At 71.6% G+C, this 12034-nt stretch carries 14 protein-coding genes; all 14 read right to left on the bottom strand.

The window, feature by feature from the left end:
• Positions 1–86: 86 nt before the first annotated feature.
• Positions 87–461 (bottom strand): hypothetical protein, encoded by a 375-nt coding sequence (locus tag CNO22_RS21355; RefSeq protein ID WP_100501267.1) that lies wholly within the window; start codon positions 459–461, stop codon positions 87–89.
• Positions 442–2484 (bottom strand): flagellar biosynthesis protein FlhA, encoded by a 2043-nt coding sequence (gene flhA, locus CNO22_RS21350; RefSeq protein WP_100501266.1) that lies wholly within the window; start codon positions 2482–2484, stop codon positions 442–444. The genes CNO22_RS21355 and flhA overlap by 20 nt, the downstream gene beginning before the upstream one ends.
• Positions 2485–2561: 77 nt before the next feature.
• The gene (locus tag CNO22_RS21345) at positions 2562–3695 is read right to left on the bottom strand and encodes an EscU/YscU/HrcU family type III secretion system export apparatus switch protein (RefSeq protein WP_100501265.1); all 1134 of its coding nucleotides are present in this window, start codon (positions 3693–3695) and stop codon (positions 2562–2564) included.
• Between the two features lie 101 nt (positions 3696–3796).
• Positions 3797–4561: a flagellar biosynthetic protein FliR gene (gene fliR, locus CNO22_RS21340; protein ID WP_100501264.1), complete on the bottom strand. Its 765-nt coding sequence runs from the start codon at positions 4559–4561 to the stop codon at positions 3797–3799.
• 5 nt (positions 4562–4566) lie between these two features.
• Positions 4567–4842, bottom strand: a complete 276-nt coding sequence (fliQ, locus tag CNO22_RS21335) for a flagellar biosynthesis protein FliQ (protein WP_100501263.1) — start codon at positions 4840–4842, stop codon at positions 4567–4569.
• Positions 4839–5675: a flagellar type III secretion system pore protein FliP gene (fliP, locus tag CNO22_RS21330; protein WP_100501262.1), complete on the bottom strand. Its 837-nt coding sequence runs from the start codon at positions 5673–5675 to the stop codon at positions 4839–4841. The genes fliQ and fliP overlap by 4 nt, the downstream gene beginning before the upstream one ends.
• On the bottom strand, positions 5675–6064 hold the full coding sequence (locus tag CNO22_RS21325; RefSeq protein WP_100501261.1) for a FliO/MopB family protein: 390 nt from the start codon (positions 6062–6064) through the stop codon (positions 5675–5677). The genes fliP and CNO22_RS21325 overlap by 1 nt, the downstream gene beginning before the upstream one ends.
• Positions 6061–6804, bottom strand: a complete 744-nt coding sequence (gene fliN / locus CNO22_RS21320; RefSeq protein WP_100501260.1) for a flagellar motor switch protein FliN — start codon at positions 6802–6804, stop codon at positions 6061–6063. The genes CNO22_RS21325 and fliN overlap by 4 nt, the downstream gene beginning before the upstream one ends.
• The gene (locus tag CNO22_RS21315; protein WP_232807234.1) at positions 6801–7754 is read right to left on the bottom strand and encodes a flagellar motor switch protein FliM; all 954 of its coding nucleotides are present in this window, start codon (positions 7752–7754) and stop codon (positions 6801–6803) included. The genes fliN and CNO22_RS21315 overlap by 4 nt, the downstream gene beginning before the upstream one ends.
• Before the next feature lie 120 nt (positions 7755–7874).
• Positions 7875–8354, bottom strand: a complete 480-nt coding sequence (locus CNO22_RS21310) for a flagellar basal body-associated FliL family protein (RefSeq protein ID WP_100501258.1) — start codon at positions 8352–8354, stop codon at positions 7875–7877.
• The gene (locus tag CNO22_RS21305; RefSeq protein WP_100501257.1) at positions 8347–9273 is read right to left on the bottom strand and encodes an OmpA/MotB family protein; all 927 of its coding nucleotides are present in this window, start codon (positions 9271–9273) and stop codon (positions 8347–8349) included. The genes CNO22_RS21310 and CNO22_RS21305 overlap by 8 nt, the downstream gene beginning before the upstream one ends.
• Entirely contained in the window at positions 9270–10040 is a 771-nt protein-coding gene (locus CNO22_RS21300) for a motility protein A (RefSeq protein ID WP_100501256.1), read from the bottom strand. The genes CNO22_RS21305 and CNO22_RS21300 overlap by 4 nt, the downstream gene beginning before the upstream one ends.
• A 3-nt stretch (positions 10041–10043) precedes the next feature.
• On the bottom strand, positions 10044–10319 hold the full coding sequence (locus CNO22_RS21295) for a flagellar FlbD family protein (protein ID WP_232807233.1): 276 nt from the start codon (positions 10317–10319) through the stop codon (positions 10044–10046).
• A gap of 324 nt (positions 10320–10643) precedes the next feature.
• Positions 10644–11858: a flagellar hook protein FlgE gene (locus CNO22_RS21290; RefSeq protein ID WP_232807232.1), complete on the bottom strand. Its 1215-nt coding sequence runs from the start codon at positions 11856–11858 to the stop codon at positions 10644–10646.
• Positions 11859–12034 lie beyond the last annotated feature (176 nt).

Here is a 12034-nt window from a genome sequence, read left to right as displayed (position 1 = left end):
TTAGTTGATGTATTTGTTGTGATATTCAGGTGCCCACTGAAGGTCACCGGTTGGGGGTCGTGGCAGGCTGCATATGTGTAGAAGGGTCAGCCCTTCGCCGCAGCCGGACGGGCGGCGCGCGGCGCGGAGGTTCGCGAGTACAGCCCCACGGAGGGCTGGTGCCCGCCGCCACCGAGCAGGTCGGCGACCTCGTCGACCGGGTCGGGCAGCACCGGGTCGCGGCGCAGCGCGGCCTCGATGCGGGCCATCGACTCGGCCTTCGACGCGGGCCGGCGCTCGACGACGGGTGGCGGGGCGGCCTCCTCCACCTCGGCGACGAAGCGCTCGGTGGTGAAGAAGCCCATCACCCCACCGGTGCGGACGCGGCGGATGCCGACGATCCGGACGGACGAGCCGTACTTCTCCCGCGCGGCGGCGATGGCGCCCTCGCGCGAGGCGGCCTCAACGGACGGCAACGGCACCGTTCACCACTCCCAGTGACTCGATCTGGGCCGTGCGGGAGACCTCCGTGTAGGAGATCACCGGCAGGCGGGGGAGGACCTGACGCATCAGGCGGGACAGCGCGGCCCGGACCTGGGGCGAGCACACCAGCACGGGGGCCAGGCCCAGTCGCTCGGCGTCGCTCAGCAGGCCGCCGCACCCGTTGACCAGCGCGTCGACCGTGCCGGCGTCCAGGGCGAGGACCTGGCCGGCCTCGCTCTGCCGCACGGCCTCCAGCAGGCGCTGCTCGAACGCCGGGTCGAGGGTCATGACGTGCAGCCGCTCGTCGGGGGTGACGTAGGGGTGGCTGATCGCCGAGCCCAGCGCCGCGCGGGCGGCCTCGACCAGGCCGTCGACGTCGGTGGAGACCTTCGCCCGGACCGAGAGCGCCTCGAAGATGCGCACCAGGTCGCGGATGGAGACGTTCTCCTCGAGCAGCCCGTGCAGCACCCGCTGGATCTCGCCGAGCGTGAGCAGCGTCGGGGTGAGCTCCTCGACGACGACCGGGTGGGTCCGCTTGACCATCTCGACCAGCAGCCGCACGTCCTCCCGGCCGAGCAGGTCGGCGGCGTTCTGCCGGACGACCTCGGCCAGGTGCGTGGTGATGACCGAGGAGCGGTCGACGACGGTGGCACCGGCCATCTCGGCCTGCCGCTGCAGCTCGACCGGCACCCACTTCGCGGGCAGCCCGAACACCGGCTCGCGGGTGGCCCGGCCGGGCAGCCCGTCGAGCATGTCGCCGATCGCCAGGACCGTGCCGGCGGGCGAGGTGCCCTTGGCCGCGGGGACGCCGTTGAGCCAGATGACGTACTGCGAGGCCGGCAGGTCGAGGTTGTCGCGGGTGCGCACCAGCGGGATCACCAGGCCGGTCTCCATCGCGACCTTCCGGCGCAGCGCCTTGACGCGGTCGAGCAGGTCGCCGCCGCGGGAGGCGTCCACCAGGTCGACCAGGTCGAAGGCCACCTCGAGCTCGAGCGGGTCGACCCGCATCTTCTCGGCGATCGCCTCGGGGGAGTCGGGCCGGGGCTCGTCGTCCGCGGTGGCCTGCGGGTCGGCGTCCTCGTCGGCGTCGGGGGTCTCCTGCATGCGCGAGGCCATGAGCAGGAAGACCCCGCCGATGACCAGGAACGGCAGCTTGGGCAGGCCGGGGATGAGGCACAGCGCCAGGGCGGCGCCGCCGGCGATCCGCACCGGCTGCTTGAAGCGGCCGAGCTGGGCGATCAGGTCCGAGCCCATGTCCCCGTCGGAGGCCGAGCGGGTGACGATGATGCCGGTCGCGGTCGACAGGAGCAGCGCGGGGATCTGCGAGACCAGGCCGTCGCCGACGGTCAGCAGCGAGTAGGTGGAGACGGCGTCGCCCGGGGCCATGCCCAGCTGCATGACGCCGATCGCCATCCCGCCGATGAGGTTGATCAGCGTGACGATGATGCCGGCGATGGCGTCGCCCTTGACGAACTTCGAGGCACCGTCCATCGAGCCGTAGAAGTCGGCCTCGGCGGTGACCTCGGTGCGCCGCTTCCGGGCCTGCTTCTCGTTGATCAGCCCGGCGTTGAGGTCGGCGTCGATCGCCATCTGCTTGCCGGGCATCGCGTCGAGGGTGAAGCGGGCGCCGACCTCGGCGACGCGGCCGGCACCGTTGGTGATGACGACGAACTGGATGATCGTCAGGATCACGAAGATCACCAGACCGACGACCAGCGAGCCGCCGATCACGAAGTGCCCGAAGGCCTCGATGACCTTGCCGGCGTAGCCGTCGGTCAGCACCAGCCGCGTCGAGGAGACGTTGAGCGCCAGCCGGAACAGCGTCGCGATGAGGATCAGCGACGGGAAGACGGCGAAGTCCAGGGGCCGCCTGATCTGCATGGCGACCAGCAGGATCAGCAGCGACACGGTGATGTTGAGGCCCAGCAGCAGGTCCAGCAGCGCGGCGGGCAGCGGCACGACCAGCATGAGGACGATGGCCACCACGCCGATGGGGACGGCGGCCTTCGTCAGTGTCTGCACGGACCCCTCATCGGCAGAGCGCCCACCGCGGGGCACCGCCGTCCATCCCAGCCGTCACGCCCGCCCCAGCGGCACCGTCAACGACGTGTGCTGGCGCGCGGGAGCCCCTCCACGTCCGGCGCGGCGAAGCCGGGCCGGTGGAAGCCGCCGCGCACGCCGCGCGCCGACAGCTGCATGACGAACGCCAGCACCCGCGCGACCGCGGTGAACAGCTGCGCCGGCACCTCCTGGCCGATCTCGCAGGAGGCGTGCAGCGCGCGGGCCAGCGGGACGTCCTGCACCAGCGGCACCCGCGCCTCGGCGGCCCGCTCGCGCAGCTTCGCGGCGACCTCGTCGGCGCCCTTGGCCACCACCCGGGGCGCGCCCCGGTCGGCCTCGTACTTCAGCGCGACGGCGACGTGGGTGGGGTTGACCAGCAGGACGTCGGCGGTGGCGACCTCGGCCATCATCCGGTTGCGCGACATCGCCATCTGGGTGGCCCGGCGCTGGGCCTTCACGTGCGGGTCGCCCTCGGAGTTCTTGTGCTCCTGCTGGATCTCGTACTTGCTCATCTTGAGCTTCTTCATCGTCTGCTTGCGGACGACGACGTAGTCGGCGACCGCGATCACCAGGCCGGTGACCGCCACGACGCGGATCATCAGGATGGCGGAGTCGGTGAAGGTCGCGGTGATCGCCGAGAGCGGCAGCGCGCCGGACGACGACACCAGCTGCTGGGCCCGGTCACTGGTGACGACCACGACGGTGCCCAGGGCCGCGGTCTTGATGACCGCCTTGGTCGCCTCCCACAGTCCGTGGGTGCCGAACATCCGCTTCATCCCGGGGAAGGGGTTGAGCTTCTTCAACGTCGGCTTCATCGGCTTGCCGGTGACGGTGACCCCGCCCTGCGCGGCGGACGCCACGACGCCGACGACCATGAGGGCCAGCGCCATCGGCATCGCGACGGTGACGAAGGTGCTCAGGGCCTGCCCGAGCAGGGACGTCACCGTCTCGACCTGGGGGTCCTCGACCACCACGCCGACCAGCACGAACATCCGGCCGACCTCGTCGAAGGCGTTGCGCACCAGCATCGGCAGCAGGAAGCTCGCCGCCGCGGCACCGAGCCAGGTGCCCAGCTCCTGGGTCCGCGGGATCTGGCCTTCCTTGCGCGCCTTCTTGAGGCGCTGCGGAGTGGGGTCCTCTGTCCGTTCCCCACCCGGCCCGTCCTTGGCCACGACTCACCTCCTCCCGTGCGCGGCGAGATCGGCGATCTCGCACGCTCGGGAGGGCGCAACCGTGCGGGATCGCCGATCTCGCCGGGCGGTCGTCGGCTCCATCAGCCGGTCCGCAGGGAGACCATGGCCCGGATCGCGTGCTCGAGCAGCGTGTCCAGGGCCGGGGGCAGCAGCGGGAAGGTCAGGCCCAGCAGGACCAGCGTCAGCATGATCTTCACCGGGAAGCCGAAGGAGAAGATGTTGAGCGCGGGCGCGGCGCGCGAGAGCAGCGCGAGCGCGACGTCGGCGAGCAGCAGCACCGCCACCATCGGCCCGGCGATCTGCAGCGCGGCCAGGAACATCAACGACAGCGCGGTGATCAGCACCTGGGCCAGCTGCTCGGTGGGCACCGCCCCGCCGACCGGCATCCCCTCGTAGGAGGTGGCGAAGCCGCGCACGATCAGCAGGTGGCCGCCGCTGGTGAACAGCAGCGTCGTGGCGAGCAGGTAGTGCAGCCGGCCGACCGAGGAGCTGGTCGTCATCGACAGCGGGTCGTAGGCCGGCTGCAGCGAGAAGCCGCCGGTGAGGTCGATGAGGTCGCCGGCGTACTGGACGGCGGCGAAGAGCACGTGCACGACGAAGCCCAGCGCCGCGCCGATGGCGACCTCGGTGATCGCACCGACGACGAGGAAGCCCGTGGTGGGCTCGGGCAGCCCCGGGGCGATGCGGGTCATCAGCGCGACCGACAGGGCCAGGGCCAGCGCCCCCTTCACCGGGGCCGGGATGCCCTTGGAGTTGAACGGCGGGGCCAGCAGCACGAAGCCGGTGGCCCGGGCGGTGCCGAGCAGCAGCGCGGCGAGGGTGCCCGCCGGGACCTCGAGGTCCACGGTCGCTACGTCCGGTCGAGCAGGCGGGGCAGCGAGTCGAACAGGGACTGGGTGAAGCTGACCAGCTCGGAGAGCACCCAGTTGCCCGTGACCAGCAGCGCGATCGCCACGGCGATCATCTTCGGCACGAAGGAGAGGGTCGGTTCCTGGATCTGCGTCGCCGCCTGGAACAGCGAGATGAGGAAACCCACCAGCAGCGCGGTCAGCAGCACCGGGGCGGCGACCTTGGCGGCGACCGTCATCGTCTGGACGGCGATCTCGGTGACGTCGGCGTCGCTCATCCGTAGCTCCCCACCAGCGCCGTCGTGATCAGCGCCCAGCCGTCGACCACCACGAAGAGCAGCAGCTTGAACGGCAGGGAGACGATCACCGGCGGCACCATCATCATGCCCATCGACATGAGCGCGGCGCTGACCAGCATGTCCAGCACCAGGAACGGGATGAAGACGACCAGGCCGATGATGAAGGCGCTCTTGAGCTCGGAGAGCACGAACGCCGGCACCAGGGTCGTCATGCTGACGGCCGCGGCGTCGGCCGGGGCCTCCTCGCCGGAGAGCCCGACCATCAGCGCCAGCTCGTCCTCGCGGGTGTTGTCGAGCAGGAATTCCCGCAGCGGGACGACGCCGACGTCGTAGGCCTGCGACACCGTCATGGCGCCGTTGAGGTACGGCTGGACGGCGCCCTCGTTGATCTCGGAGAACACCGGGCCCATGACGAACAGCGTCAGGAACAGCGCGATGCCGGTGAGCACGGTGTTCGGCGGGGACATCTGCATGCCCAGCGCGTTCCGGGTCAGCGAGAGCACCACGATGATCTTGGTGAACGACGTGGCCAGCAGCAGCACCGCCGGCGCCACCGAGAGCACGGTGATTGCGAGGATCAGCGTGATCGAGGTGCTGGGGCTGCCGCCGCCGATCGAGATGTCCACGCCGCCGTCGACGGTGGGGACCACGGGGGCGACCGGGGCCGTCGGCTCGACCGGCGCGGTGGGGGCGGCGGACGCCGGACCGGCCAGCAGCGCGAGCACGACGCCGAGCAGCGCCGCGAGCAGCAGGACCAGCCCCACGCGCCGGGCGACCGGGACGCCCCGGACGGGAGCGGGGGAGGCGGTCATCAGCGGCGGACCGTCCGCTCCCGCAGCTGGGAGACGAACGTCGTCCACCCGTTGCGGTCGAACACCGAGCCGGCGAGCGCGCCGGGGGCGCCGGCCACGGCCGGCTGCGTGGTGGCCGTCCGCCGCTCGGCGATCGCCTCCTCGACCACGTCGCCGTCCACCTCGGCGAGCAGGGTGACCTGCTCCTCGGTGGAGCCGACGACCAGCACGCGATCGGCGATGCGGACGACGCTGACGGTGCTGGTGCGGCCCATGCGCTGCCGGGCGACGACCTCGATGAGGCCGTTGCCCTGGCCCAGACCGCGCTTCTGCGCGACCCGCGCGGCGAACCAGAGGACGGCGCCGATGAAGGCCAGCGAGAGCACCAGCCGGATGACCATCCACGTCATGCCGGCTGGCCCCCGATCTCGGAGGCGTCGGTGACGATCTCGCTGATCCGCAGGCCGAAGTCCTCGTCGACGACGACGACCTCGCCGCGGGCGATGAGCGTGCCGTTGACCAGCAGGTCGGCCGGGGCGCTGGCGGCGCGGTCGAGCTCGACCACCTCGCCGGGGTGCAGGGAGAGCAGCTCGCCGACGGTCATCCGGGTGCGGCCGATCTCGACGGTGACCTCCATGGCCACGTGCCGCAGCAGGTCCAGGCTGCCGCGCTGGGTGCGCGCCTGGGGCAACGTCACCTGCAGCGCGAAGACCGCCTCGACGGTGCCGTCGCCGGTCAGCAGCGGGACGGCGACGAACATGCCCTTGTCCCGCAGCCCGTCCATCGCGGTGTCCGGGTCCTCGGTGCGCTCGGCGTCGACGCGCACCCGGCCCAGCGTGGCCGCGGCGGCCTCGAGGGCCGGGCGCAGCGCGGTGGCGACGTCCATCGGGCCGACGGGGGAGTTGGCGAGAGCGTCGACGACCTCGGCCGAGACGACGAGGACGACGTCCCCGCTGACCTCGCCGGAGAGCCGGGCCGCGACCGCGGCGGCGGCCGTGGCGGGCACGAGGACGGCGTCGGGGTCGCTGACCGGCGCGCCGGGGACGAGCTCGGCGGTCGCCGGCACCAGCCCGGCCGCGGCCCGTGCGGCGGAGGCCACGACGGCGATCACGGTCTCGGATGCCTGGGAGTGCTCCACGGTGGCGCTCATGCGGTGTCCTTCTGGGCTGGGTTCTGGGAGGTGGCCGGGGTGGGGACGATGGCGGCGGCCAGCCGGCGGCGGTGGTTGCTGGCGATCGCGTAGGCGAAGGTCACGTCGTTGGTGGTGACCTCGAGCGGGGCGTCCTGCGGATGGCGCAGCAGCAGCACGTCACCGACCGCGAGGGAGAGCAGGTCCTCGGAGGAGACCTCGAGCGGGCTGAAGCGCACGCCGACGTCCACCGGCACGTGGGTGAGCCGCTCGTTGAGGGCCTCGAAGGCGCGCCGCCGCTTGGCCTGGGCCGACTCCGACAGCTGCGGAGAGGCGGCGTTGCTCAGCGGCACCTGGAAGGAGGAGAACGGCAGCACCAGCGTGGCGGCCCCGCTGCGGCCGCCGATCCCGATGTCGAACGAGGCCACCATCACGGTGTCGGAGCCGGAGGCGGCCTGGGCCAGCTGCGGGTTGTACTCGATTTCGCTGAGCTCGGGCTGCAGCTCGACGATGTGCGCGAACGAGGCGGTGAACTCCTGCAGCAGCCGGCCGAGCAGGTGGTTGGTGATCGCCGTCTCCATGACGGTCAACGGCCGGTCCGGTTGGTCGGCCGAGCCGGAGCCGCCGAGCAGGTGGTCGACGACGGCCATCGCGATGTCGAGCGGGTAGGCGAGCACACCCTTGCCGGCCAGCGGCTCGATCGTGAAGGTCACGATGAAGCAGGGGTCCGGCAGCGAGGCGACGTAGTCGTCGTAGGAGTGCTGCTCGATCCCGAGCAGCTCCAGGCGCGCGCCGGCCCGCAGCATCGTCGTGAGGACGGTCGTCGTCTGCCGCGCGAACGCCTCCTGGGCGATCTGCAGCACCCGCACGTGCTCACGGGAGAGCTTGGTGGGGCGGCGGAAGTCGTAGGTGCGGGGTTCGCCGCGGCGGCTGCGCCCGGTGGGGGCGGGTCCGTTCTCGGGGCGGGTCACGCCCTGGTTCATCGGCGGGGAACGACTCCGCCCTGACCGGCGGCGTGGGGCGCGGCCGGTCAGGGCGGACGGGTGTGGCGGGTGATGCGAGTGCGGCTCACCGAGGGTGCGCCCCCGAGATCACTGGGTGACGTACTCGGTGAGGTAGACGTGCATGACCATCGGGACGCCGTCCTCGGTGTAGGCCTCGACGATCTTCTGCTCGAGGGCCTCCTTGAGCGCGTCGCGAGCGCCCACGACGTCGGCCGGCTGGGCCTGCGAGTAGGTCGAGATCAGCAGGTCGAGGGCCTTGGCGCCGTCGACGGAGGCACCACCGTGTCCGCCAGCCGCGGCCTCCGCGGTGATCTCCAGGGTGATGCCGACCTTGAGGTAGCCGCCGCCGGCGAGGTTGACCGCGATCGGCTCCAGGGCGACGTACCCGCCGTGCTCGGGCTCCGCGGCCGCCTCGGCCTCGCCGCTTCCGGCGAACAGGAAGAAGTACGCGGCGCCGGCGACCGCGAGCAGCGCGACCAGGCCGACGACCAGCAGCTTCTTCTTGCCGCCGCCCTTCGCTGCGTCGTCCTCGGGGGTCTCGTCCTTCTTGCTCTTCTTGTCAGCCATGGGTGTCCTCCTGGGGGGTGCCGGCGTCGGTGGTCCCGGCGGCGAGGCCGGGGAGCAGTTCGTTGGCCTCCGCCGAGGCGGTGGACAGGACCACGACGTCGACCCGGCGGTTGACGCTGATCGCGGTGGGGTCCGCCGGGGGCACCATCGGACGGGTGTCGGAGTAGCCGTTGGCGACCATCCGGCCGCCGGGGATGCCGGTGCCGGCCAGGTACCGGACGACGGTCGTCGCGCGGTAGGCCGACAGCTCCCAGTTCGACGGCCAGATCCCACCGGGCGTGACCGGCAGGTGGTTGGCGTGTCCCTCGACGCCGAGGGAGTTGGGCAGCCCGCGCAGCGTGGGGGCGACCGCGTCGAGGATCTGCTGGCCCTCGGGTCGCAGCACGGCCTGCTCGGCGTCGAACAGGACCTGGTCGGCCACGATGTGCACGACCAGCCCTCGCTCGTCGATCTCGAAGCGGGCCGCACCGGCGTGGCCGGCGGCGGCCAGCGCGGCCTCGATCTGCTCCCGCACCGCGGTCAGGTCCTCGTACTGGGCCCGGGCCTCGGCGGCGACCTGCTGGGCCTCGGCGAGCGCGGCCTGCGCAGCGGCGGCGTCGACCTCCGCCTGCGAGACGGTCTTCTCCGGGGCGATGGCCGAGGCGATGTCGATCGCCCCGGGGAGCCCGTCGAGCGGCTCGCCCTCCGGCGTGGCCGCCGGGATCACCGAGACCGGCGTGCCGAAGGCGTCGGAGAGGCCGCTGGCGAGCTGGGCGAACTTCTGCTTGTCCACCTGGCTCATCGCGTACAGCACGATGAACAGCACGAGGAGCAGCGTCATCATGTCCGCGTAGGACACCATCCACCGCTCGTGGTTCTCGTGCTCCTCCTCCTCGTGCTTCTTGCCGCGCCGGCGGCCGCCGTGGCCGCCGGCGCTCACGCGGCCTCCTTGGCCAGCTCACTCGGCGGGATGAGGGAGTTGAGCTTGAGCCGGACGGCGCGCGGGCTGGTACCGGCCTGGATCTCCGCGATGCCCTCGACCAGCAGCTCCATCTGCGCGGCCTGCAGCTCGCTGACCCGCAGGATCTTCGCGCCCATCGGCAGGAACCAGAAGTTGGCGGCCATGACGCCCCACAGCGTGGCGACGAACGCCGCGGCGATCATCGGGCCCAGCGCCTCCGGGTCGCTGAGGCTCCCCATCACGTTCATCAGGCCGACGATGCAGCCGACGATGCCGATGGTCGGGGCGTAGCCGCCCATCGCGTTCATGAACTTGGCGGCGACCTTGTCCTCCGCCTTCTTGGCGGCGATCTCGCTCTCCAGGACGGCGCGCAGCTCCTCGGGGTCGGTGCCGTCGATGCCCATCTGCAGGCCGCGCTTGAGGAACGGGTCCTCGATCGCCTTGACCTGCGCCTCGAGCGCGAGCAGACCCTCCTTGCGGGCCTTCTCGGCGAGGCTCACCAGGGTCTGGATCTGCTCGGTGGCCGGCGGCACCTTGGCCGGCATCACGGCCATCTTGAACCAGCCGGGCATCTTCTTGAGGTCGTCCATCGTCTGGCTGGACATCGCCGCGCCGAAGGTCGCGACGATGACGAGGATGATCGCCGGGAGGAAGAGCAGCGACATCGGGTCGGCGCCCTCCATGATCATGAAGGCCAGGAGGGCGACGAGCGAGACGACGAACCCGATGAGGGTGGCGGGGTCCACGGGTCAGCGCTCCTCGCGGGCCGGGAAGGGGACGACGGCGGCGCGCGCGTCGGCCTCCTCAGCACGGGCCGGCGAGCGGTAGGTGCCGCGGTCCATCTCGTACGCCGTGGCGAGGATGCTGGCGCGGTACTCGCGGATCTCCACGAGCACGTCCTCCACGCTCTCCGAGACGATGTACTTGGTGCCGTCCACCAGGAAGACGACGGTGTCGGGGTGGCCCTCGACCCGTTCGACGAGGTCGGGGTTGAGCGCGAACCGCTCTCCGTTCAGGCGCGTCACACGGATCACGGTGGGTCCTCTTGCTCGATCGGGGAGGGGATGACGGCGACCGCTCGCGCAGGCTGCCGATCTGCAGTTCTCTTCGGCCTGGCGCGGGCGCGCCTTGAGCCGAACAGGCCGCCTCACCCCCAGGGGTGAGGCGTGTGACCTGCGGTGACACGGGGGTGCGGACGACGGCGGCCCGGCCCCTCGCTCGGGAGGGACCGGGCCGCGTGGCCTCCCTCCAGGGGCCCGCCGGCCCCGTCCAGGGCACCGCCCCGAGCCTGCGAGGGGCGGGGAGGACGGGGTCCTTCTACGAGTGGCGGGGAGGAGGGAGGTCCTTCATCAGCGCTTGAGGTTGACCAGGTCCTGCAGGACCTCGTCGGAGCTGGTGATGACGCGGCTGTTCGCCTGGAAGCCGCGCTGGGCCACGATCAGCCCGGTGAACTCCTCGGCCAGGTCGACGTTGGACATCTCCAGCGCGCCGGCGATGAGCGTGCCGCGACCGCCGCCGCCGGGCTCGCCGATGGCCGGCTGACCGGAGTTGTCGCCCACCCGGAAGGAGCTGTTGCCGGCCTTCGCCAGGCCGCCGGGGTTGGCGAAGGTGGCCAGCGCCAGCTTGCCGATCGGCTCGCGCAGGTTGTTGGAGTAGACGCCCATGACCGTGCCGTCGCCGCTGAGCGAGATGGACTGCAGGCTGCCCATCGCGTTGCCGTCGACCCGCGCCGGCGTCAGGCCGGAGGGGCCGCCGAACTGACGCAGGTCGGCCAGGTCGATGGTGATCTGGCCGGGCCAGCTGCCGGCCATGCTGGCGTCCGGCGTGATCTCGAAGGTCTGCGAGCCGGCGGGCAGGCTGCCCGCGACCGGGTCGAACACCAGCGGGCCCGCGGTGCTGGCGAGCACGTTCTCCTTCTCGTCCCGCGCGACGACGCTCCAGGTGTTGTCGCCGGTCTTGGTGAACGACAGGCTGATCTGGTGCGCCGTCCCCAGGGCGTCGTACATGGTCATCTGGGTCTGCACGCCGGTGCTGGTCGCCGCCGCGCTGGACAGGTTGCCCACGACCGCGCCGGTGTCGGTCTCGGTGGGCTGCATGACGTCGCCGAACGGGACGGTCAGCGTGCGGATCGCGCCGTTGGTGTCCACGACGCCGTCGGTCGCCATCCAGCCCTGCAGCAGGGCGCCGTCCGGGGTGACCAGGTTGCCCGCGGCGTCGTAGTTGAACGAGCCGGCGCGCGTGTAGAGCTGCTCGTTGCCGGCGCGGGTGACGAAGAAGCCGTCACCGCTGATCATGAAGTCCGTCGAGCGGCCGGTGTTCTGGGCCGAGCCCTGCTCGAAGTTCGTGGTGATGCCGGCGATCTTGACGCCGAGGCCGACCTGGGCCGGGTTGGTGCCACCGGCCTGCGCCGTGGGCGCCGAGCCGTTGCGCATGACCTGGGACAGCGTGTCCTCGAAGACGGTCTGGGAGGCCTTGTAGCCGACGGTGTTGACGTTGGCGATGTTGTTGCCGGTGACGTCGAGCTTGGTCTGGTGGGCGCGCAGACCGGAGATCGCGGAGTTCATGGAACGCAGCACGGGGAGAGCCCTTCAGGAGTGGGACGGGGCGGCGGTTTCCGCGGAAATCGCCGCCCCGGCGGCGCCTGAGGGGTCTCCCCCGTGCTGCGGTCCCTGATCTCCGCGATCTCTGGCTCTCTGTGATACACATCTGACCCTCGGCACGCGCCATTTCATGTGCTACA

It is taken from the genome of Geodermatophilus chilensis (assembly GCF_002802985.1).
In the GTDB taxonomy this organism is placed as follows: Bacteria; Actinomycetota; Actinomycetes; order Mycobacteriales; family Geodermatophilaceae; genus Geodermatophilus; species Geodermatophilus chilensis.
The sequence above is the reverse complement of the archived record's forward strand: the minus strand, read 5'-3'. Positions and strand labels throughout refer to the sequence as shown.